The sequence below is a fragment of the Brachybacterium subflavum genome, from assembly GCF_009299795.1.
GTDB lineage: Bacteria > Actinomycetota > Actinomycetes > Actinomycetales > Dermabacteraceae > Brachybacterium > Brachybacterium subflavum.
This window is the reverse complement of sequence record NZ_VIGP01000009.1, coordinates 26,621-49,084: the sequence shown is the minus strand read 5'-3', so window position 1 is coordinate 49,084 and position 22,464 is coordinate 26,621. Positions and strand designations below refer to the sequence as shown.

Annotated in this window: 17 protein-coding genes, 2 tRNA genes and 1 riboswitch; of the genes, 9 read left to right on the top strand and 10 right to left on the bottom strand. The window is 72.3% G+C overall.

Annotated features, from left to right (window positions below; all coding sequences use genetic code 11):
* The first annotated feature begins 337 nt into the window (after positions 1 to 337).
* Entirely contained in the window at positions 338 to 5,116 is a 4,779-nt protein-coding gene (locus FHG10_RS17375) for an ATP-dependent helicase (protein ID WP_152354631.1), read from the top strand.
* A complete protein-coding gene (locus FHG10_RS17370) occupies positions 5,116 to 6,141 on the top strand; it encodes a DNA-formamidopyrimidine glycosylase family protein (RefSeq protein WP_152354622.1) in 1,026 nt (341 codons plus the stop codon). Before FHG10_RS17375 ends, FHG10_RS17370 begins: the two co-directional genes overlap by 1 nt.
* Before the next feature lie 70 nt (positions 6,142 to 6,211).
* Here FHG10_RS17370 and FHG10_RS17365 read toward each other — a convergent pair whose 3' ends face one another.
* Positions 6,212 to 7,183 carry a nucleoside hydrolase gene (locus FHG10_RS17365; RefSeq protein WP_152354621.1) on the bottom strand — a complete coding sequence of 324 codons (972 nt, stop codon included), beginning with the start codon at positions 7,181 to 7,183 and terminating at the stop codon, positions 6,212 to 6,214.
* Between the two features lie 198 nt (positions 7,184 to 7,381).
* Between FHG10_RS17365 and FHG10_RS17360 the strand changes: the two genes are divergently transcribed.
* A tRNA-Arg gene (locus FHG10_RS17360) sits at positions 7,382 to 7,454 on the top strand.
* Between the two features lie 81 nt (positions 7,455 to 7,535).
* Here FHG10_RS17360 and FHG10_RS18410 read toward each other — a convergent pair.
* On the bottom strand, positions 7,536 to 7,658 hold the full coding sequence (locus FHG10_RS18410; RefSeq protein WP_264674035.1) for a hypothetical protein: 123 nt from the start codon (positions 7,656 to 7,658) through the stop codon (positions 7,536 to 7,538).
* A gap of 324 nt (positions 7,659 to 7,982) precedes the next feature.
* Here FHG10_RS18410 and FHG10_RS17355 point away from each other — a divergent pair, with 324 nt between their 5' ends.
* On the top strand, positions 7,983 to 8,648 hold the full coding sequence (locus FHG10_RS17355) for a hypothetical protein (protein ID WP_152354620.1): 666 nt from the start codon (positions 7,983 to 7,985) through the stop codon (positions 8,646 to 8,648).
* Between the two features lie 63 nt (positions 8,649 to 8,711).
* On the opposite strand, the gene FHG10_RS17350 is transcribed toward FHG10_RS17355, so the two are convergent.
* Both FHG10_RS17350 and FHG10_RS17345 read right to left on the bottom strand, forming a co-directional pair.
* Positions 8,712 to 9,020 (bottom strand): DUF2316 family protein, encoded by a 309-nt coding sequence (locus FHG10_RS17350; protein WP_227488355.1) that lies wholly within the window; start codon positions 9,018 to 9,020, stop codon positions 8,712 to 8,714.
* A 39-nt stretch (positions 9,021 to 9,059) separates the two neighbouring features.
* Positions 9,060 to 10,055, bottom strand: a complete 996-nt coding sequence (locus tag FHG10_RS17345) for an aldo/keto reductase (RefSeq protein ID WP_152354618.1) — start codon at positions 10,053 to 10,055, stop codon at positions 9,060 to 9,062.
* Between the two features lie 65 nt (positions 10,056 to 10,120).
* Here FHG10_RS17345 and FHG10_RS17340 point away from each other — a divergent pair, with 65 nt between their 5' ends.
* The gene (locus FHG10_RS17340) at positions 10,121 to 10,747 is read left to right on the top strand and encodes a TetR/AcrR family transcriptional regulator (RefSeq protein WP_152354617.1); all 627 of its coding nucleotides are present in this window, start codon (positions 10,121 to 10,123) and stop codon (positions 10,745 to 10,747) included.
* A gap of 253 nt (positions 10,748 to 11,000) precedes the next feature.
* Positions 11,001 to 12,092, top strand: coding sequence for an SDR family NAD(P)-dependent oxidoreductase (locus tag FHG10_RS17335; RefSeq protein ID WP_152354616.1), 1,092 nt, complete (start codon positions 11,001 to 11,003; stop codon positions 12,090 to 12,092).
* Here FHG10_RS17335 and FHG10_RS17330 read toward each other — a convergent pair.
* The 3 genes from FHG10_RS17330 to FHG10_RS17320 all read right to left on the bottom strand — a co-directional run bounded on the left by FHG10_RS17330 (position 12,046) and on the right by FHG10_RS17320 (position 15,112).
* On the bottom strand, positions 12,046 to 12,777 hold the full coding sequence (locus FHG10_RS17330) for a thiamine phosphate synthase (RefSeq protein ID WP_152354615.1): 732 nt from the start codon (positions 12,775 to 12,777) through the stop codon (positions 12,046 to 12,048). The two genes, FHG10_RS17335 and FHG10_RS17330, sit on opposite strands and share 47 nt — an antisense overlap.
* Positions 12,774 to 13,685, bottom strand: coding sequence for a hydroxyethylthiazole kinase (locus FHG10_RS17325; RefSeq protein ID WP_152354614.1), 912 nt, complete (start codon positions 13,683 to 13,685; stop codon positions 12,774 to 12,776). The genes FHG10_RS17330 and FHG10_RS17325 overlap by 4 nt, the downstream gene beginning before the upstream one ends.
* On the bottom strand, positions 13,682 to 15,112 hold the full coding sequence (locus FHG10_RS17320; RefSeq protein WP_193636374.1) for an MFS transporter: 1,431 nt from the start codon (positions 15,110 to 15,112) through the stop codon (positions 13,682 to 13,684). Before FHG10_RS17320 ends, FHG10_RS17325 begins: the two co-directional genes overlap by 4 nt.
* A riboswitch (TPP riboswitch) is annotated at positions 15,104 to 15,196 on the bottom strand. (Overlaps the previous gene by 9 nt.)
* A 61-nt stretch (positions 15,197 to 15,257) precedes the next feature.
* Here FHG10_RS17320 and orn point away from each other — a divergent pair.
* Entirely contained in the window at positions 15,258 to 17,162 is a 1,905-nt protein-coding gene (gene orn, locus FHG10_RS17315) for an oligoribonuclease (protein WP_227488354.1), read from the top strand.
* Between the two features lie 176 nt (positions 17,163 to 17,338).
* Here orn and FHG10_RS17310 read toward each other — a convergent pair whose 3' ends face one another.
* Both FHG10_RS17310 and FHG10_RS17305 read right to left on the bottom strand, forming a co-directional pair.
* The gene (locus FHG10_RS17310) at positions 17,339 to 17,680 is read right to left on the bottom strand and encodes a thiamine-binding protein (RefSeq protein ID WP_152354613.1); all 342 of its coding nucleotides are present in this window, start codon (positions 17,678 to 17,680) and stop codon (positions 17,339 to 17,341) included.
* 68 nt (positions 17,681 to 17,748) lie between these two features.
* Entirely contained in the window at positions 17,749 to 18,339 is a 591-nt protein-coding gene (locus FHG10_RS17305) for a hypothetical protein (RefSeq protein ID WP_152354612.1), read from the bottom strand.
* Positions 18,340 to 18,535: 196 nt separating this feature from the next.
* Here FHG10_RS17305 and FHG10_RS17300 point away from each other — a divergent pair.
* Positions 18,536 to 18,611 (top strand) — tRNA-His (locus FHG10_RS17300).
* Positions 18,612 to 18,671: 60 nt separating this feature from the next.
* Here FHG10_RS17300 and FHG10_RS17295 read toward each other — a convergent pair.
* Entirely contained in the window at positions 18,672 to 19,043 is a 372-nt protein-coding gene (locus FHG10_RS17295) for a cupin domain-containing protein (RefSeq protein ID WP_193636373.1), read from the bottom strand.
* 792 nt (positions 19,044 to 19,835) lie between these two features.
* Between FHG10_RS17295 and FHG10_RS17290 the strand changes: the two genes are divergently transcribed.
* Positions 19,836 to 22,424, top strand: a complete 2,589-nt coding sequence (locus FHG10_RS17290; protein ID WP_152354611.1) for a polysaccharide pyruvyl transferase family protein — start codon at positions 19,836 to 19,838, stop codon at positions 22,422 to 22,424.
* Positions 22,425 to 22,464 lie beyond the last annotated feature (40 nt).

The window sequence follows — 22,464 nt, the reverse complement described above, 5'->3', positions numbered from 1 at the left end:
TCATAATCGAGATCGGGAAGCGTGTACTCCGCCATGAGGTTCATCCCTTCCATTCGAGGTCGCGGGGACCGCAGACGGGTCCCGCCGTGTCCACCATCCTGCCACGTCGGCCCTGCATGCGGGCAGGGCAGGTTCACACAGGATCCGCCGTTGACGGGCCCGCCACCGGGCGCCGACGGTGCGCGCCCCTGCCCGTCTCCGGCACCCGGCCCCGTTCGTCGGAGAGCCTTGCGAGAATGGCCCGATGGCGAGCGCACGAGGTGCTGACCGGGGCAGCGGTTCCGGCACGGAATCCGATGCCGGGACGGACCTCGCCCCGGCACCGGCCGCTCGCGCGATGCCGGAGCGGTTCTCCCCCGCGACCCGCGCGTGGTTCACCGAGGCCTTCGCCGCGCCCACGGCCGCGCAGCAGGGGGCATGGGAGGCGATCGGCCGCGGCGAGGACACGCTCGTGGTCGCCCCGACCGGATCCGGCAAGACCCTCGCCGCCTTCCTCACCGCGATCGACGATCTCGCCTTCGGCGGCGACGAGAGCCCCGGGACCACCTCCGTCCTCTACGTCTCCCCGCTCAAGGCGCTCGGCGTCGACGTGGAGCGGAACCTCACGTCCCCGCTGGTCGGCACGATGCGCGCGGCCCAGCGCCTCGGGCTCGACCACCGCGAGCTGCGAGTGGGCGTGCGCACGGGCGACACCCCGCCTGCCGAGCGGCGTCGTCTCCTCACCCGTCCGCCGGACATCCTCATCACGACTCCCGAGTCGCTGTTCCTCATGCTGTCGTCGTCCGCGCGGGAGACGCTCTCCGGCGTGCGCACCGTGATCGTCGACGAGGTCCACGCGGTCGCGGGCACCAAGCGCGGCGTGCACCTCGCGCTCTCCCTCGCCCGGCTCGACGCGATGCTCGACCAGCCGGCGCAGCGGATCGGGCTCTCGGCGACCGTGGAGCCGGTCGACGAGGTCGCCGCGTTCCTCGGCGGGGCGGACCGACGGGGTGGGGTGGGCCGCGCAGACAGCGCACCCGTTCGGGGCCGTGCGGTGCAGGTGGTGCGTCCGCCGTCGGCCAAGACCTGGGACATCGGCGTGCGCCTGCCCGTACCGGACCTGTCCGCGATCGACCCGCCCGCCGACGCGGTCGACGAGGACGACGTCTCCGGGACGATCTGGCCGCACGTGGAGCGGGCCGTGCTCGCCGAGGTCCTCGCCCATCGCTCGACGATCGTGTTCACGAACTCCCGCCGCCAGGCCGAGCGCCTCACCTCGAAGCTCAACACCCTCCACCGCAGGCAGGTCGTCGGGGACGAGGCGGCCCGCGTGCTCGGCGCGGACGCGGACTCCGATCTCGTGGCCCGTTCCCCCGACGACCTCGCCGTCTCCCCTGACGAGATCGAGGACGTGGCCCGGGCGCACCACGGCTCGATGTCCAAGGAGATCCGCGCCAGCATCGAGGACCAGCTGAAGTCCGGGGCGCTGCGCTGCGTGGTGGCGACGTCCTCCCTCGAGCTCGGCATCGACATGGGGTCGGTGGACCTCGTGATCCAGGTGGAGACGCCGTTCAGCGTCTCGAGCCTTCTGCAGCGCATCGGCCGGGCCGGGCACGACGTCGGCGCGACCTCGCAGGGGATCCTCCATCCCCTCCATGCCTCCGACGTGCTGCGCGCAGCGGTCACCGTGCACGAGGCCGTCGAGGGTCGCATCGAGCCGCTCGCGGCGCCCCGCAACGCCCTGGACGTGCTCGCCCAGCACACTCTCTCGGCAGCGCTCGCGGAGGACCTGGACGTCGAGGACTGGTTCGACCTGGTCCGCGAGGCCCACCCCTACCGCTCGCTGCCGCGTTCGGCCTTCGACCAGACGGTCGACCTGCTCGCCGGCCGGTATCCCTCGACCGCCTTCTCCGAGCTGCGCCCGCGGCTCGTGCACGACCACGAGTCGGGCACCCTGCAGGCGCGCCCCGGCGCGCAGCGGCTCGTCGTCACCAGCGGCGGCACCATCCCCGACCGGGGCCTCTACCCCGTGCACCTGGTCGCCGCCGAGGGGGACACCCAGCCGCGCCGGGTGGGCGAGCTCGACGAGGAGATGGTCTACGAGTCCCGCCGCGGGGATGTCATCACGCTGGGCACCTCGAGCTGGCGGATCGAGGAGATCACCGCCGACCGCGTCACGGTCTCCCCCGCCTTCGGCCTCACCGGTCGCATCCCCTTCTGGCACGGCGAGGGAGCCGGGCGGCCGGCGACCCTGGGCCGCGCGATCGCGAGCATGCAGGCCGAGCTCGCAGCCCTCCCGGACGACACCGCCCGCGAGCGCCTGGGCTCCCTCGGCCTCGACGAGAACGCGCGCGGCGCCGTCGTCGACCACCTCGCCGAGCAGCAGCAGGCGACCGGAGTCGTCCCCGGCCCGGACCAGCTGCTGATCGAGCGCTTCCTCGACGAGCTGGGTGACTGGCGCGTCGTCCTGCACTGCGCGCTCGGGCAGCGGATCACCGGGCCGTGGGCCCTCGCGGTCGGCGCCCGCGTCGAGGAGAGGTACGGGCTGGACGGCCAGGTGATGGCGGCCGACGACGGCATCGTCCTGCGCATCCCCCATGGCGAGGAGCCTCCCGGAGCGGACCTGTTCGTGTTCACGCCCGAGGAGATCGAGGAGGAGGTGCGGCGGCTCGTCGGCACCTCCGCCCTCTTCGCCGCCAGGTTCCGCGAGTGCGCGGCCCGGGCCCTGCTGCTGCCGCGCCGCGACCCGCGCTCCCGCGCGCCCCTGTGGCAGCAGCGCCAGAGGGCCGGTCACCTGCTCGAGGTCGCCCGCCCCTATCCGCAGTTCCCGATCATGCTCGAGGCGGCGCGGGAGTGCCTGCAGGACGTCTACGACCTCCCTGCCCTGGTCGAGCTCATGCGCGGGGTCGCCGGGCGGCGCGTGCAGGTGCGGGAGGTCGAGACCGACGCCCCCTCGCCCTTCGCGCGGTCCCTGCTGTTCGGCTACCTCGCCCAGTTCATCTACGACACCGACGCCCCGCTCGCCGAGCGCCGCACCGCCGCCCTCGCCCTGGACCAGTCGCTGCTCGCGGAGCTGCTGGGCAGCGTGAGCCTGCGGGAGCTGCTGGACGCGCGCGTGATCGAGGACGTCGAGCGCCGCGCGCAGGGCCTTGACGGGGAGCGCCCGCTGCGCGGCGCCGAGGACGCGGCCGATGCGCTGCGCCGCCTCGGACCGCTCACGCGCGAGCAGCTCGCCGCCCGGCTCGGGCGGGCGGACGAGCACGCCTCCGACCGCGCCGCCGAGATCGCCCGCGAGCTCGTCGACGCCCGCCGCGCATTCACCGTGCGCATCGGCGGCATCGAGCACCTGGCGGCGATCGAGGACGCGGGGCTGCTGCGCGACGCCCTCGGCGTCGCCCTGCCGCCGGGGATCCCCGAGCCGCATCTGGCGCCCGTGCCGCGCGCGGTCGCCGACCTCGTCTCGCGGTGGGCGCGCAGCCGGGGCCCCTTCGCCCCGTCGGACCTCATCGACGCCTTCGACCTGGCTCCCGGGGTCGCGCGCACGGCGCTCGAGCAGCTCACCGCCGAGCGGGTCCTCCAGCAGGGCGAGTTCACGCCCGGCCGCGAGGGCGAGGAGTGGGTGGACGCGCAGATGCTGCGGCGGATCCGCCGCGCCTCGCTCGCCGCCTCGCGCAAGGACATCGCCCCGGTCCCCCACCCCGTCTACGCGCGCTTCCTCTCCGACTGGCAGCACCTGCCGGCGCGGAGGCCCGACGGCCGCCGCGAGCGGGCCGACTGGCGCGGGGCCGACGGTCTGCTCTCGGTGATCGACCAGCTCGCAGGGGTGTCCCTGCCGCTGAGCGCCTGGGAGACCCAGGTCCTTCCCGCGCGCCTCCCGGACTTCTCCCCCGCCGCGCTCGACGCGGCCTTCGCCTCCGGCGAGGTGGTGTGGTCCGGGCACGGCCGGCTCGGGGCGGCCGACGGATGGGTGCGTCTCCATCTGGCCGATGCACTCCCCCTGGGGCTGGATGCGAGCGCCCTGGAGGAGTCCGCGGCCGCGCTCGTCGAGGGATCGCTGAGCGCCCGCATCCTCGCCCTGCTGCGCGATACCCCGGGCGCCCTGCGCCACGGCGAGATCCTCACCGCGCTCGCGAGCGGCGCTGGGGACGACGACGGCGAGGCCGCCCGTCCGCAGGACGTGCACGAGGCTCTCTGGGACCTGGCCTTCGCCGGACTCGTCACCAACGACTCCTTCGAGGCCCTGCGGTCCTATGCCCTGGGGCCCGCGCCCTCCCGCGGCGCGAGCCGTACGGGCGGCGCGGGGCGGTCGGGCCGCTCGCGTCCCCTCACCCGGCGCGGCGCTGCGCGGCTCTCGGCGGCCATGATGCGACAGGGTGCCTCGGAGCCGTCGCAGCTGGTCACCGGGCCCGTCGGCGCGGGGCGGTGGTCGGCCCTGCGGGTCGAGGCGGTGGAGCCCTCCGCACGCTCCGCGGCGCTCGCGACGCTGCTGCTGGACCGCCACGGTGTCCTCACCCGCGGTGCGATGGACGTCGAGGACGTGCCGGGCTCGTTCGCGGGCGTCTACCGGGTGCTGTCGGCGCTCGAGGAGACCGGCAGCTGTCGGCGCGGCTACTTCGTGGACGGCCTCGGCGCTTCGCAGTTCGCGCCCGTGGAGGCCGTGGACCTGCTGCGCGACCGCGAGCACGAAGCGCAGTCGCGGCGGGACGCAGGAGCAGATGGCCGCGAGGGCGGCGCCGGACCGTCGACGCTCGTGCTCGCCGCGACGGATCCGGCGAACCCCTATGGCGCCGCGCTGCCCTGGCCGGCCCTGCCGATCGCGCCGCCCGAGGGCACGACGGCGCGGCCCGCGCGCCGTGCCGGGACGCTCGTCGTCCTCGTCGACGGCGAGGTCGCCGCCTTCGTGGAGCGCGGCGGCAAGAGCCTGCTGTGGTGGGCCGGAGAGGAGGCCACGCCGCTGGTGGCCGAGCAGCTCGCCCGCGCGATCCGCGACGAGTCCCTGCTGCCGCAGCTGCAGGTGGAGCGGATCGTCGGGCACGGACTCGAGGACGCCGAGGTCGCCCACGTGACCCGGGCGCTCGTCGACGCCGGCTGCTACCGCTCCCCGCGGTCGCTGCGCCTGCGCGCGGGAGGCCGCTGATGCCCGAGGGCGACACCGTCTTCCGCCAGTGCCGGATCCTCCACGAGGCCCTTGCCGGCGCCGAGATCACCCGCAGCGACCTGCGGGTGCCGAGTGCTGCGACCGCGGACCTGCGCGGATGGCGCGTGCGCGAGGTGGTCCCCCGCGGCAAGCATCTGCTGCTGCGGCTGGACCCGCCGCGGGGCACGGAGCCCGGGCGGCCGCCGGGCCGCGGTGCCCCCGAGCCGCTCACCCTCCACAACCACCTGATGATGGACGGGATCTGGCATGTCGACGGCGTCTCCCTGCGCTCGAGCGACGCCAGCGCGGGCCCGCGTCCCCTGCACACCGCACGCATCGTCCTCGACGCGCGCCAGGACGACGGCAGCGAGGTGCGCGCCGTCGGGTACGACGTCAAGCAGGTGCGGCTGCTGCGCACGGCCGACGAGGACGAGATCGTCGGGCACCTGGGCCCGGACCTGCTGGATCCGCAGTGGTCCGACGAGCATCGCGAGCTGGCGCTCGCGCACCTGCGCGCACGCCCCGAGCGACCCGTCGGCCTGGCCCTGCTGGACCAGAGGAACCTCGCCGGTATCGGCAACATCTACCGCTGCGAGCTGTGCTTCCTGCACCGCATCCATCCCTCGGCCCCGCTGGGCGAGGTGGAGGACCTGCCCGGCATGGTCGATCTCGCCCGGCGGCTGCTCGCCCTGAACACGCAGCGCACCGTGCGCGTGACCACGGGCGGCATGATGGGCCGCCGCGGCGACCTGTGGGTCTACGGCCGCGCCCGCGAACCCTGTCGCCGCTGCGGCGCGCGCATCCAGCGCGGGGACCTCGTCGAGCCCGAGATCGAGGGGTCCGAGGGGCGGGTCATCTTCGCGTGCCCGCGATGCCAGTCCGGAGGTCCACAGGGCCCGTCCACAGGGCCGCTGGGCCAGTCCGGAGGGCCGCTGGGCCAGTCCGGAGGGCCGCGACGCCATTCGGCGGACGGCGGCGCTCGTCCGGCGGACCGCGACTCGGGACCGGACGAGCCCCGGCGATGACACCGGAGCCGCCGGTGACGAGGATGCGCTGCGCTGCTGTGAGGACCTCCGTGTGAGGCTCGGTGGTGGGTCAGGCGCCGTCGGGCACGACGGTTTCGAGAAAGAGCCGGGCGACGGCATTCTCCTGCGCCCCGAGGACCACCTGGATGCTGCGTCCGCCGTCGGCGAGACCGTGCTCGGCGTCCTCGCCGGGTCCCATCCTGCGATCCACGATGGTCTGGCCGCGCGCGGGTCCGATCGCCGTCTCCACCCGCACGGGGAGGGTGCGGATGTCCATGAGCTCCGGCGCGACCAGCGAGCAGACCGCGCCGGCATCCCCGATGCGCGCAGCCTCCGGGCCGCCCGGGATACCGTCCTCGTCACGGAGCCAGAAGTCCAGCAGCTCGCCGAGAGCGGTGGTCAGCGGGTCGCCGCTCGCGGCGAGCCGTGCCACGGACTGCTCGTCCAGCCCCACCCGGTCGAAGACGTCGAGCCCGTACATGCGCACGGGGAGCTCGCTCTCGAAGACGATCCGCGCCGCCTCCGGGTCGTGCCACACGTTGAACTCGGCGACCGCGGTCGCGTTGCCGACCGAGGCGGACCCGCCCATCAGCACGATCCCCTGCAGCCGCGCCGCGACCTCCGGGTACATCCGCAGCAGCAGCGCGACGTTCGTCAGCGGCGCGAGGGCTACGAGAGTGAGCGGCTCGGGCGAGGCCTCGATCTGCGCCCGCATGAGCTCGACGGCGTGGAGATCGGAGACCGCCCGGTCGCTGGGTGGCATTGCGATCCCTCCCAGACCGTCGGCCCCGTGCGCCTGCGCCGCGTCGCGCGGCGCTTCGAGCAGCGGCCGCGAGGCGCCGGCGGCGACGGGGAGGTCCTTCGGGGCGCCGAGCGCATCGAGCACCCGGCACGTGTTCTGGAGGACGCGCGGCAGCGGCACGTTGCCGTCCACGCAGGTCACGGCGCGCACATCGATGTCGGGATGGCGGACGGCGAACATAATCGCCATCGCGTCGTCCACGCCGGTGTCGACGTCGAGAAGGATGTGGTGCGTGGGCATGGATGCCTCCCGGGAATGCGAGTGGACGGCGGAGCCGACAGGATCCGACCGAGGTGCGCAGGTGTCGACGCCGCCGACTCGGGGCCGAGACTCACCTTCCCACGTCGCGGGCCCACCGCTCGTCAGGACGGCGTCGCGTCCTCGCTAGACTGGTCCGCGCATCAGCGCCCGGCGGCATCCCGCCCGGCGACGACGCACGCCTCCATAGCTCAATGGATAGAGCAACGGCCTTCTAATCCGTAGGTTGCAGGTTCGAGTCCTGCTGGGGGCACCTGAACTGCATGTTTAATGCTCCGGGACCGAACAGGCGGCCGAGATACACGTTAAGAAGGCGCTATCTCGGCCTCCGCCTTCACCCGAGGGTGTCCGCGGCCTTCGAGACGTCGACTCGACGGTCGGTGTAGTACGCCCACGAGGTCGCCGGATCGTGCCCAATGATCGCCATCATGACGCGGGGGTCGGTCCCGGCATCCATGCGTCGGCCCTCGACCGTGCGCCGGATCGTGTGGAAGGTGGCCTCTTTGAAGCCCGCGCGATCCAGCGTGCGCCGGACGGCATCGCCTGTCGTCGCGGCGCGGTGTCCACGGTGGTTGCTGGAGGGTAGGTCGACGGCCCCACGACCGGAGCAGCCACGCGAGCGATTGCTGCGCACTGGTGGTGCCACAATCACCTCATGAGCGAGCAGTCGATCGCCGGAGTCCTGGATCAGTACTGAATCCCCGACGACGGCCGGTGCTGGTGGTGTGGTGCGCCAGCCACCACTGCCGAGCACAAGTACAAGGCTCGCGATCTTCGCCGGGTGCAAGGCGCGTCGACGGAGGGCAGTGTCTACCGAGCAGCAGAAGAAGGCTTCTCAGGGGTACTGAAGTCGCTGAGGAGGGGTACGGCGATCCGCTGGAGCGTGACCCTTTGTGCCGACTGCAACAACGCGCGTAGTCAACCCTTCGACCGGAGTTACGACCGGTTCGTCGACTACCTCGACGACCACTGGGAAGAACTCATGACCGCCCGCCGGCTTCGGTGGCGCGACATCTACGGCAGGGACTGGCGCGCAGGTGCGACCTCGCTAGCTCAGTACCTGATCAAGCAATTCGGGTGCATGATGCGGACTGACAACCTCCCCGTGCCAGACGACGCGCGCGGCTTCCTAGACGGAGGACCGACAGGAAGCCTCGTCATCAGCATGGCGGTCGACGACGAGATCCTGGCGGGGCGGAAGCGATTGATGGTCCGGCTTGGAAATGACGACTGGCTGCGGACCTTCGTTGGTCTCCCCGGCACCCAGGCGCTTCACGACGGGCAGACCATCAGTGGTGCTGAGTACTTGCTCCGCCTCGGCTTCGTCATGCTGAGCGTTGCGTGGATCAACGACGAGCACCATACGTCGATCCATCAGCACTCATCATTCCGGATCCCACACGTCCCAGCGGATGGTCGAACGGCAGAGAGTCTGAACGAAAGCTAGAGCGTTTCCAGCGCGTCGTAATAGTTCCCGACCCAGCTGATCAGAGCTCCGCGCGACAGCCGATCAGCGCCGGGTGAAATCGTGCCGCGGCGCCCTCCTCAGCCGGAACCACAGGCGGGCGCGGATCCTGTTCGCGGAGTTCAGCGTGGAGAACGGCACGGGCGTACCGCCGGCGTCACGCACGGCCGTCTCCAGGTAGTCGCGCAGCTCCCACACGTCCACGGGGTCCGCGGACCCGTTGGAGTGCAGCGCGGCATCCAGGCGCTCGCGGGACCACTGCAGATCGCTCAGGACCTCGGCTTCGGCGAGGCCCGTGCGCTCGAGGTTCGCGCACAGTTCCTCGCGCGTGCGGCGGAGCTGATCGGGATTCAGGGATATGGGAGGTTTCCCTCTCCGAGACCGGGACCGGGATCAGCGGTCCGCGTCGGCGGGCGCGGCGCCGGACTGGGCGGAGGGCACGACGGCGGAATCGAGCGCGGCGAGCGTCTCCTCGTCCAGCGCGATGTCGCCCACGGCGAGGTTCTGCTCGAGGTGGTCGATGTTCGCGGTGCCGGGGATCAGCAGCGTGCTCGGCGCGTGGCGCAGCAGCCAGGCGAGCCCCACCTGCGCGGGAGTGCTGCCCAGTGCCGCGGCGGCATCCTGGACTGCAGGGAGGGCGGACACCTTGTCACTGCCGGGGAAAGCGCCGCCGAGCGGGAAGAACGGCACCCAGGCGACGCCCTCCCGGGCAGCCAGCGCGAGCATGTCCTCGTCGGCGCGGTTCACGAGGCTGTACTCGTTCTGGACGCAGACGATCCCGGCGCCCAGGGCGCGGCGGAGCCCGTCGGCGGTGACGTTGGAGATGCCGATCCCGCCGATCAGCCCCTCCTCGCGCATCGCGACCATCTCGGCGAGCTGGTCGTCGAGATCGACGTGCTGCTCGGGCGGCATCGGGATCCGCAGGTCCCGGTCCATGCGGCGCAGGTTGACCACGTCGATCTGCTCGCGGCCCAGGGCCCGCAGGTTGTCCTCGACGCTCGCCCGCAGCTCCTCGGGCCGCTGGGCGACGCGCAGCGGGAATGGACCGCCCTCGTCGGGATCCGCCCCGACCTTGCTCACCACGACCACGCGGTCCTCGTCGCGCAGCGCCTCGGCGAGGATGCTGTTCGAGAACCCGTGGCCGTAGAACTGTGCGGTGTCCACGTGGTCGACGCCGAGCTCGACGGCGCGGCGGACCACCGCGATCGCGGCGTCACGATCGGGCGCGCAGCGCGGGAGCTGCATCGCGCCGAAGCCGATGCGGGCGACCTCGCGCGATCCCAGCTGCGCGGTGCCGCCCGGTCGCAGCGGCGCACCGGAGGTGGAGGGACGGGTGGGATCGGTGGAGGAAGAAGCTGAAGATGACAACGTCGAGACCTCGGTCCTCATGAGACGATGATGAAGCGGAGGGTCCTCCGCTCCCGAGACGATATCAGAAACGGAGACCCCTCCGAATGGTTCCGGCCAGCGCCGAATCCTCGCCCAGCACCGATTCCCCACCGAGCACCGAATCCCCGTCCGCAGCCCGACCGCTGCGCGCCGATGCCCGCCGCAACCGCGACCGGCTGATCGATGCCGCTCGCGAAGCGCTCGCGTCCGACGGCGGGAACGCCTCGCTCGATGCGATCGCCCGCGGCGCGGGGGTCGGGATCGGCACGCTGTACCGCCACTTCCCCACCCGGCAGGAGCTGATGGAAGCGGTCTACGGCGCAGAGCTGGACGCCCTGGTGGTGAGCTCGGCACAGCTGCTCGAGACTTTGCCGCCCGAGGCGGCGCTGCGCGAGTGGGCGACGCGCTACGCACGGTTCGCCGCCGCCAAGCGGGGCATGGCAGATGCGCTGCGGCAGGGCGCGGCCGACGGCAGGATCTCCGCGTCCTCCACCCGGGAGCGCATCACGGGCGCGATCGCCCCGATCCTGGCCGCGGGGGCGCGGGACGGGACGCTGCGGTCCGACGTCGATCCCGGCGACGTCACCACTCTCCTGCTCGGCACTTTCCTCGCCGCGCCGGCAGGCCCCGGCACCGACGACGCGCCGCGCCTGATCGATCTCGCCCTCGACGCGCTGCGGCCTCGTCAGTAGGGAAGGAGGGACGGAGCATCGCTCCGGCCGACCCGAAGAAGCCTCACGAGGTGGATCGCTGCAGATGGGACATCACCCGGCACGCCCCGCCCTGACCAGGACACCTCCAGGGCACGCCCCTCTCGGCCAGGGGGTCTGGAGGCGGTTTCCGGCATCGGATGCCCCGGTGGATCCCGCGTCCCCGCCTACCGTGGGAACGAGGGCCCGATCCGCGCGCCCTCGTCCACCCACGTCGACGTCGGAGGTCCACACAATGAGCGATGCTGCTTCTCCCACCCCCAGCCCCGCCCCCGATCACATCACCGCGAGCGCTCCGATCAGCGCCTGGCTCGACCACCCGACCGGAGGGCCCGTGCTGCGCGCCTTCCTCGAGCGCAGCGGCAGCAGCGAGTCGTCGCTCGGTCCCGCGCTCGGCATGCCGCTCCAGCAACTGGTGCCGCTGAGCCGCGGTGAGCTCCCGCAGAGCGCGATCGACGACATGGTCCGGGCCGCGAACGGCGGGGAGATCCCGGAGGATCCGGCCGGCGCCGCCTCCCGGAGGCGCGTCGAGGGCGGCGGCCCAGCGCAGGGGTCGGGGCGCTTCGCGGGCCGGACCGTCGTGGTGACGGGCGCCGCCGGGGGCATCGGTCGGGCGACGGCCGAGCGTCTGCTCGCCGAGGGCGCCCGCGTGGTCGCGACCGACATCTCCGCCGAGCGGCTCGAGGCCCTCGCATCGGACGCCGCCGAGGTGGGTGGTCCGTCCGGCGTCTCGGGCCGGGAGCGTCTGATCACCGTCGTCGGCGACCTCGGATCCGCCGCCACGATTGACGCGATCCTCGCCGAGGCCGGCGAGCGCATCGACGGCCTCGCGAACGTCGCCGGGATCAACGACGACTTCTCCGCGATCCACGAGGTCAGCGACGAGATGTGGGCGAAGGTGTTCGCGGTGAACGTGGGCGGTCTCCTCGCGGTCACGCGCGCGGTGGCCGCCCGGATGCTCGAGAGCGGCGGCGGAGCGGTCGTGCACGTGGCGAGCGAGGCGGGGCTGCGCGGCTCGGCGTCGGGTGTCGCCTACACGGCCTCGAAGCATGCGGTCATGGGCATCACGAAGTCGATGGCCTTCATGTACGCGAAGGAGGGGATCCGCACGAACGCCGTCGCGCCGGGCGGCGTCGCCACCGGGATCCCGATGCAGCCGTCCATCGCTCCCTTCGGCAGCGCACGGCTCGAGGAGGCGCGCGGGAACATCCCGTCGATCGCCTTGGCGGAGCAGCTGGCCTCCTCGATCCTGTACCTGCTCTCCGACGATGCGTCGAACGTCAACGGCGCGGTGCTCGCGTCCGACGGGGGCTGGTCGGCGGTGTGAAGCCGTCCAGCACCTCGCGGACCACGCCCGCGGGGTCGTCCGCTCCCATGATCGCCCGCACGATCGCGGTGCCGGCGATGCCTGTGCCCGCGAGCTCGGGCACGTCACGGGCCGTGACGTCACCGATCGCGACGATCGGCAGGCGCGTGGCCGCGACCAGCGTCCGGTAGCCGTCGATGCCCAGGGGCGTGCGGCCCGACTCCTTCGTTGGCGTGGGCCGGAACGGGCCGGCGCCCACGTAGTCGAGCAGGTGGGCCTGCGTCTGGGCGGTCCTCACGAGCTCGAGGGTCCCGGTGGTCAGTCCGATGACCGCCTCGGGGCCGAGCGCCGCGCGCGCATCCGCGACCGGGAGGTCGTCCTGGCCGAGGTGGACGCCGTGGACGTGCTCGCCGCGGGCACGGGCGGCGCAGGCCACGTCCACGCGGTCGTCGACGAGCACCCGGCACGCGGGTGCGGCGGCGCAGACGGCGCGGGCGACCTCGATCACGAGGCCCAGCAGCTCGCGCGTCCCCAGCTCCTTCGCGCGGACCTGGACGACGCCCGCGCCGGCCTCGGCGGCGGCAGCGGCGGTCTCCACCGTGCGACGGTCGGCGCCGGAGGTGACGAGATAGCAGCGCAGGTCGAGCGGTGCCGACGGCGCGGTGTCCCCGCCAGAGTCCGCGAGATGGTCGTGGTGCAGGGTCATCGGTCCTCCATGGTGCTCGACAGGGCGTGCTCGCCGATCTCGTCGAGCGCGTCGAGAAGGGCTGTGCGGAAGGCGCCGGGCCGCGGTGCGCGGCGGGCGGCGCGCTCCCCCGCGACGTCGAGCCAGACGGTCGCGGCGCGAGCGGCGAGGACCGAGGGGCGGGCGAGCGGGTCGACGGCCGGGTCCGCGGGCGGGTCGACGGGTCGCATTCTCCGCACCGCGACGAGGCACGCGGCGGTGAGCGCTCCGAGCAGGCACCCGGTGCCGGTCACGCGCGTGAGCAGCGGATGCCCCCGTCGGACCTCGATCCGCGACGAGCCGGTCCCGTCGTCCGCACCCGCACCCGCACCCGCACCCGCACCGACGATCCAGTCCACCGGACCCGAGACGGCGACCGCCCCACCGGTGAGGGCGACGATCTCGCGGGCGGCCCCGCGGGCGCTCTCGGCCGCATCGCTCGCGTCGGCCCCGTGCCCGCCGGATCCGCCGCGCAGGGCGAGGGTCTCCGAGGCATTGGCACGCACCACGTCGGGCCGCTCGCCCACGAGCTCGCGCGCGAGCGCCGTGCGCACTGGGGCCCTGCCGATCGCCGTGGGGTCGAGAACCCAGGGGTGGTCTGCAGCGATGCTGGCCGCGACGGTCGCGGGGATGCCCGTCATCCCATCCGTGCTGAGCGTCCCGAGGTTCACGAGCAGCGCGTCGGCCGCCCCTGTCACCACGGGCGCCTCCGCCTCGGTCTCCGTCATCATCGGCCGTGCGCCCGCGGCCAGGAGACCATCGGCGACGATCCCCATCGACACCGTGGCGGTGACGCAGTGGACGAGCGGCGGGCGGCGGCACAGCTCGGCGATGACCGGGGCGACGACGCGCAGGTCCGGGTCGTCGAGGAGGCCCCGGTCCGCGCTCATCGCCCTGCCCCCGGTGTGCGTCCCTCGGCGACCGCGTCGAGGTCCCCGTCGATCTCCGCCGCCGAGAGCCGAGGCCCGACCGCTGCGCCGATCACCAGCAGAACTCCGCCGAGGGCGAGCAGGCCCAGCACGGCGGCGTGCGCGCCGAGGAGTCCGGCCAGGCCCGGCAGGTAGAACGGGTAGAGCGCGGGGAGGATCAGCGAGAGACTGTAGCCCATGCCGTACCCGGTGGAGCGCACCGTGGTCGGGAAGCGCTCGGAGAGGTAGGCGGAGACCGGACCGTAGGCGGCGACGGTCACGATCTGCAGCGCCGCGGCGAGCACGGCAGCGCCGGCCAGCGTGCTCGAGCCGACCGACATCCACCACAGCACCGGACCCAGCACGGTCGCCGCGATCCCCCACAGGACGAACAGGCGCCGCCGGCCGGTGCTGGTGGAGAGATGCCCGGCGAGGGCCATCGCGAGCGCCTGCGCGCACGAGGCGATGCCCATCGCGACCGAGACGCTTGTCGCGGAGAGTCCCGTGTCCGCGCCGAGCTGCGCGGTGAGCATGATGACCGTCGTGTTCGTGAGCAGCCACAGGCCCGTCATCAGCGTGAACACCTGCCAGAAGGCGCCCGCCCAGCGCCCGCGGAGCATCGCCGCGATGCCCGATGCGGCAGGTTCGTCGGCCCTCTCGGACGCCTGCGGTCGCTCGATCACGCGTCGCGTCATCGGCGCATCGACGACGCGCCGCCGGTAGTAGGCGAGCATGCCGAGGGAGGCGAGCGCCCCGAGCACGAAGAGCACCCGCCAGCCCCACGCGGCGTAGGCCTCCGGACCCAGGACGACCAGCAGCGCCGCGGTCGCGAAGGCGATCGCGGCCTGCGCCCAGGGAGCCATCGAGAGGATGAGCCCGCTCATGAGGCCGCGCCGGCGCGGAGCCGACCACTCCATCGCCAGCGGGATCGCCGCCGAGTACTCGCCGGCCACGAAGATGCCGCCCAGGAAGCGCAGGGCGAGGATGAGGCCGATCGTGCCGACCCCCAGGAGCTCGTGCGTGGGCATCGCGGCGATGAGCAGGGCGCAGACGGCGGTGCCGGTGATCGCGACCTTCGTGGTGCGGGTGCGCCCCAGACGGTCCGAGATCCTGCCGAACACCATCCCGCCGACAGGCCGGCCGAGCATCATCGCGATCACCACGATCGCGCCCGTGGTGGCGGCGATCCCCGGTCCCGCGACGACCGCGAGCGCGGGGGTCAGCGCGGTCAGCGGCAGGAACACGTGGACGTTGTCGATGAAGTTGCCCACGACGCCGGCGCGCAGGGCGGCGCGCCCCTCGGGCGGCAGCTGCGCGGACGGCGCGTCCGGCGGCGATGCCGCGGCGGAGCTCCCGGACGTGGTCCCGGACGGTGTCGTGGACGGGCTCTCGGGCAGACGTGACCGCATGGCGGACATCCCTTCGTCAGTGCGAACTGCATCAGGTTCCACGGGTGTGATCTCAGCGCCGGCGGCGCACCCCGTGTCCGGCGCGTCAGTATTCCAGAGCCGTCGGCGGCGGCGCGGCGCCGTCCGCGGCGACTACCCTTGCCACGTGAGCACTTCGAACCGTGGAACCGCCGACCGCATCATCTGGGTCGACTGCGAGATGACCGGACTGGACAAGGAGAAGGACGCGCTCGTCGAGATCGCCGTCCTGGTCACCGACGGTGACCTGAACATCCTCGGGGAGGGCGTGGACGTCGTCGTCAAGCCCCCGGCCGAGGCGCTGGAGCAGATGGGCGACTTCGTGCGCACCATGCACACCGACTCCGGTCTGCTCGAGGAGCTGGATGCGGGCATCACCCTCGAGGCCGCGCAGGAGCAGTGCCTGGCTTACGTGCGCGAGCACTGCCCGGAGGCCGGCAAGGCGCCGCTCGCCGGCAACTCCGTGGGCACCGACCGGGTGTTCCTCGACAAGGACGTGCCGGAGTTCGCCGCCTGGCTCTCCTATCGCACGATCGACGTCTCGAGCCTCAAGGAGCTGGCCAAGCGCTGGTTCCCCCGTGTCTTCTACAACACGCCCGCCAAGCACGGCGGCCACCGGGCGCTGGCGGACATCCGCGAGTCCATCCAGGAGCTCAAGTACTACCGCGAGGTGCTGTTCGTGGCGGATCCCGGGCCGACGACCGCACAGGCCCAGGCCGCAGCCCGCAGCTACGAGCTGACGGCGGAGGGCGAGGAGGCGGCCGCGCAGGAGGCCCCCGCCTCCGCGCCCGCCGTCGCCTGGCTGCAGCGCGCCACCCACCGCACCTGGCTGGACTCCGAGGGCGAGGAGCTGCTCGTCTTCGGCGCCGAGTCCCTGCGCGAGGACGGCGGGTTCGGCTGGCTCGACGAGAACGGCGAGCTGGATCCCGACAAGCCCGCCGAGCTCTGGGTGACCTGCCGCATGACCCACTGCTTCGCGCTCGCGACCATGCTGGGCAGCCCCGAGTACGGGCGCTTCGTCGACCACGGCATCGAGTCGCTGCGCACCGTGTTCAAGGACCAGGAGCACGGCGGCTGGTACTCGAAGATCTCCGGCGAGACGGTCATCGACGACGCCAAGGAGGCCTACGCCCACGCCTTCGTGGTGCTCGCCGCCGCCTCCGCGACCGCCGCCGGCCGCCCGCACGCCGCCGAGCTCCTCGAGGAGGCCCTGGGCGTTCTCGATGCGAAGTTCTACGACGAGGAGGCGGGGATGAGCGTGGACACCTTCGACCGCGCCTTCGCCGTCTGCGAGGACTACCGCGGCATCAACGCGAACATGCACACCACCGAGGCGCTGCTCGCCGCGTCCGACGTCACCGGCGACCGACGCTGGCTGGACCGCGCCGTGGGCATCATGACCCGGGCGATCGACGAGTTCGCGCGCGAGCAGGACTGGCTGCTGCCCGAGCACTTCGACACCTCGTGGAACCCGATCCTCGAGTACAACGAGGACAAGCCCGCCGATCCCTTCCGTCCCTACGGCGCGACCGTGGGGCACTGGCTCGAGTGGTCCCGCCTGGTGATGCACGGCCGCGCGGCCCTGCTGGCGAAGGACGGCGAGGCCCCCGAGTGGATGCTCGAGGCCGCGAACGCCCTCATGAGCCGGGCCGACGCCGCCTTCGGCATGGACGGCGAGCCCGGCTTCCCGTACACCGTGGACTGGGACGGCACCCCCGTGGTGCACGAGCGCATGCACTGGGTCGCCGCCGAGGCCACCGCCGCCGCCGCCGTGATGTTCCAGGTGACGGGCGAGGCGAAGTGGGCCGACCGCTACCAGTCCTGGTGGGAGTACGTCAGCGAGTTCCTGTTGGACCCCGAGCGGGGCAGCTGGCACCACGAGCTGGACCGCCGCAACCAGCCCCAGGCCCGCACCTGGGAGGGCAAGCCCGACATCTACCACGCCTACCAGGCGACGCTCCTCCCGCGCCTGCCGGTCACCCCGACCATGGCCGCGGCGGTCCGCGACGGCCTGGTCGACGAGATCGGCTGAGCGGAGCACGCGGCACGCGGCACGCGGCACGCGCCGCGCGCCGCGCTCGCGGATCGGCGAAGATGTGACCTTGGCGAGCCAGGATCAGCGGATTCTGGCTCGCCACGGTCACATCTCCGTGCGTCGCTGCGCGCCGGGCCGACGTCGCTGCGCGTCGGGCCGGCGCGGAGCCGACCTCAGTGTCGGTCGAGAGCGGCGTCGAGGCGCTCGATCTTGCCGTCGAGCTCACCCTCGTGTCCGGGGCGGATGTCGGCCTTGAGCACGAGGGAGACGCGCGATCCGAAGCGGCCGGCCTCGGCGGTCGCGCGACGCACCACGTCCATCACCTCGTCCCAGTCGCCCTCGATCTCGGTGAACGTCGAGCTGGTGCGGTTGGGAAGGCCCGACTCGCGGACCACGCGGACGGCCGCGGCGACCGCGTCGTGGACGCTCGCGGCGTCGGATCCCTCGGCGAGGTCGCGGGTCAGGCTCGGGTCGGAGGGCTCACCGGTGGGCTGGACGGAGAAGGCGATGATCATGGCCCCACTGTTCTCCCCCGTCGGCCCGCAGGCAAGCCGGTCGCGCGGAGCCGGTCATGGGGAACCGGTCATGCGGAGATCAGGGCCCGGTTCCTGCCGATCCATGACCTGAGCCGGTCGGCGGTCGCCTCGAGCGGCGCCCCGGTGGTGTCGATGACCTCGACCTGCCATGCGCTCGGCCGCGGAGCGGGAGGCAGCCAGCGCTCCCAGCGCATGCCCGTCTCGCCCGGCGCGACGATCACCTCGGGGGCGTGGGCTGGATCTGCGGCGTGGCCGCGGTGCCAGCGCGCCCACCCCAGGAAGGCATCGACCTGCGCGGGCGACCACGTGCCGGGGTCGCGCGCCTCCAGACGCCGTCGGCGCTCCTCGTCCTCGACGTCGAGGAGGCATACCGCCGTCCGCACCTCCACGGCTTCCGGCACGGCCAGCAGCTCGCCGATCGGCGACTGCGCGGTGAGCAGCAGATCCTCCCCGGCCCTCTCGAGACGCATCGCCTCACGCACACACCAGCGCAGCTCGCGCTGACGCCAGGCGGTGTCGGCATCGCTGGGCACGCCGCGCTCGTCGCTGTCATGGACGGCGAGGCGGGGCAGCCCGGTGCAGGCGGCGGCCGCCGTGGACTTCCCCGAGCAGCTGGAACCGGTCACGAGCAGGAGCATGCGGTGAGCCTGTCACGACGAGGCGGCATCCGGCGTCTGCTTTTCGACAGCGGGGTGCCGCACCCGCGCAGCCAGCAGGCGCTGTCCCACCCCCGAAGTGCAAGGCGTCTCACAGCGAGAACCCGGGTTCGAGGGTGCGGAGCAGGGCCGACGCCCGGTATGCTTGCTTCTCGTTGCGGTCCTCGGAGCGCACATGGTGGTCGTAGCTCAGTAGGTAGAGCTCCTGGTTGTGGTCCAGGCGGTCGCGGGTTCAAATCCCGTCGATCACCCCAAGAAACGCCCTGGCGACAGGGCGTTTTTTCATGCCGCGGGCCCCGGGCCGCGGGCGACCCTCACCCCGTCGGCAGGATGTGCTCGTCGAACGCGTCCTCGAGACCGCCCTCGCCGCTCGGCGACGTCACGGCCGTGAGCAGCATGACGGTGTCCTGGAGGGCGGTGGCCGCACGCCGTCGCCCCGGCAGCACGTGGAGGGCACCGCTCTGGAGGACGAACGGCGGATCCGCGTCGACCCTGATCGCACCGGTATAGATGTACAGGGACGCCGGCACATCGGACTCGTGCTCGGCGAGGCCGCTCCCCTGCTGCAGGGCGACGACCGTCTGCTGCAGCGGACCGCTGCGCACCACGTGCTCGGCATGGCGGCCGGACTCCGAGGACCTCGCCCGGTCCACGCACAGGGAGATGACGTCCGACAGAGAATCCATGATGGCCTCCTCACGACCGGCGGACGGCTCCGTCCGCCGTCTCCAGTATCCCCCTGCTGTCCAGCCCCTCGGAAGCACGACCATCGCCTTCGTATTCAGCGCCCGACGCATATCGCGCACCTCACCACTGCGCAATAGAACATCGATGCCCAGAATATCGAACAGCAGATTCTGCGAATATCACGAACGAGCATTCCGCGAAATCGCCCCGGGCATCGTCACCACCGCCCACCCCTCTCCGCATCCAGACGCTTGAGAACTCCCCTTACCCCTCGTCCGCATTCCGTTCACCGCACGTACACCTCGTGTACCGCGGGCGTTCCCCGGACCGGTGAAGTCCACCACGACGTCCGTCTCCGCCCCATCGCGGTGCCGCCGGCCGCCCGCGACTGCGGCTCCCGCGAGCCCCCGATCCCCTTCGTCGCCCGCGGAGCGGACGCACTGGACTCCCACCCACCCATCCCTCACCAGCAACGATGCTGCACCGCGGACAGGCGTTCACGGACAGCGCGTGCACCGCACGCCGCGCGAGAGCTCTCCGACGACCGCGCCATCGCCGCGCATCGCGCGCCCCTTCGCCGCGCCGCCGGGCGTCGACCCGCCGCAGCCGCTAGCCCCTGCACGGCGACACGACCGATTTCCCCCGGCGGTGCTGGGCTAGACTCGCCGCAAGCATTTCGATCAGACGTCCCGGGACCATGAAAGAATCGAATTCTCGGCCGGATCCGGAATGCACCACAGACTCCAGGCGTCACCTCCTGCAGCAAGCGATGAGAGGCAAGGATTCACCAGATGACCGATCCGAAGCAGACATTCGACGTCGCCGTGTGCGGTTGGTGGTACGGGAAGAACTACGGGTCGATCCTCACCTACTACGGCCTGAACCGGGCGATCCAGAACCTCGGCCATTCGGTGCTCATGGTGCACGAGCCCCTGGGGTACAACGGCTTCCGCGTCGAGTGGCCGGACGACATCGTCTCGATGCAGTTCGCCGAGCGCGTCGGCTACCACACCACCCAGCAGATGCACTTCACCGAGCTGCCGCGCCTGAACGAGCGCGCGCGCACCTTCGTGGTGGGCAGCGACCAGCTGTGGAACCCGCTCATCGGCCGCGTGAACAGCGATCTCTTCCTGGACTTCGTCTCCGAGAAGAACAAGCGCGTCGCCTACGGCACCTCCTTCGGCAACCGCGGCACGAAGAAGTTCACGCCCGAGTTCATCGCCACCCACGCCGCGCAGCTGCAGCGCTTCAAGGCCATCTCGGTGCGCGAGGGCTACGCGATCGACACCGCGAAGGACATCTTCGGCGCCAAGGCCTCCCTGGTCGTCGACCCCGTGTTCCTGCTCCCCCGCGAGCACTACGACGAGCTCGCCGCGAAGGCCACCATCGCCCCGGAGGGCGAGTACCTCAGCGTCTTCTTCCTCGATCCGACCGAGGAGAAGAAAGCGGTCGCCCAGGGCATCGCGGACAAGCTCGGCCTCGAGACCATCCGCGTGATCCCCAACCCCGATGACGGCATCGAGCACTGCCGGACCCTGTGGGCCGGCGAGCCGCGCGCACAGATCCTCGACGAGGACCGGCCGGAGAACTTCCTGCGCACCTACCAGGACGCGGAGTACGTCGTCACCGACAGCTTCCACGGCTCCGCCTTCGCGGCGATCTTCGAGAAGCCCTTCTCCTCGATCTTCAACACCAAGCGCGGCGCCGACCGCTTCAAGAACCTCATGAGCTCGCTCGGCCTCGACGAGACGCGTCGCGTGCGCGAGACCGACTCCGCGGCAGACATCGCCGCGAACCCGCACGTCACCCGCGAGATCGACTACTCGACGGCGCGCGACTACATCAGCTCCGGGCGCGAGTCCTCGATGGCATGGCTGAAGGACGCGCTGGATCCGAGCACGACGGGCTCCGCCGCCCTCTACCCGCGCCAGAAGCTCACGCTCACCGCACCGGAGTTCGCGACCGGGGGCTCCGGCTGGAAGATCGCCCGTCGCGGCAAGCAGACCCGCCTGCGGGTGGCGCGCGACGGCGCCGTGCTGGGCAACCTGGTGTGGACGGACCTGCCGGAGCCGCTCGTCGCGGGCTCGGCCTACCAGCTGCGCATCGACTGGACGCCGACGGCGGACGCCAAGAAGGTCAACATCCACGTGCGCAATCCCGAGACGACCCGGTTCCGCGTCGTCGGCGCCGTGAACGTCGAGGGCGCGCGCGGCCGGGCCCGCACGGACACCCTCACCTTCACGGTCTCCGAGCCCGGGTTCACCCAGTTCATGCTCGGCGGCGTGCACTTCACCGGTCGCCGTGCCGGGGCCGACATCCGCAGCATCGAGATCGAGCGGATCCCCACCGGCGCGCTCGCCGCCAAGGCCCCGGCCAAGCGCAAGGGCGGAGCGCCCGCGGGCGGCTTCGCCTCCCAGGCGAAGGCGCTCGCGCTCAAGGACTCCGAGCGCCAGGTGCGCTCCTTCGGCCATGCGCGGTCGGCCGACGGCGTCTCCGGCGCCCAGGCGCGGATGATCTTCCACGCCCACGCCATCGAGAAGGGGCTGAGCCGCAGCAACTTCCGACCCGGCTTCGGCGGACGTGCGGTCCCGGGCCTCTCCAAGGAGATGAACGCCTGGCTCGCGGCGGATCGCGACATCTCCGACGAGTTCCTGCAGAGCTCGGCCGCCGTGATGAAGGCCTACTTCGACCGCCACGACCAGCTCGGCACCGACGTCTCGCACTTCCGACAGCTGTTCTCCGAGGCCGCCCAGGACCTCATCGACGGCACCACCCACTCCGAGGGCGGCGTGCTCCCGGCCGGGCAGGTCCGGGAGCTCGTCGGCGAGGTGGAGGACGAGGACGAGGAGCGCAGCTTCCTCGACGTGGTCTACGGCCGCCGCAGCGTGCGCGAGTACACCTCCGAGCCCGTGAAGGACGAGGAGATCGCGCGTGCGGTGCAGATCGCGATGCAGTCGCCCTCGGTCTGCAACCGCCAGGGCGCGAGGGTCCACCAGTTCGAGGACCCCGACGTCATCAAGAAGGTGCTGGACATCCAGGGCGGCTTCGCCGGCTACGAGATGCCGCCCAGGCTGCTGCTGGTCTCCGCGGACCTGGACGCGTTCCTCTTCGCTCCCGAGCGCAACCAGCCGTTCGTGGACGGCGGGCTGTTCATGATGTCGCTGCTGCTGGGGCTCACGCAGGTGGGCCTGGGCTCGGTGCCGCTGAACACGGCGATGGGCACGGAGAAGGAGACCAAGATCCGCGAGCTCATCGACATCCCGGACCACGAGGTCTTCATCTCGTTCATCGGCGTGGGCCACTTCGACGAGAGCGTGCTGGTGCCCCGTTCGAAGCGCACGGGCGTGCAGCGCGCGCTGGTCCAGCACAAGGACGCCTGAGTCCCGGAGCTCCGGCGGCCTCTCCCCCGCCCGGTCACGA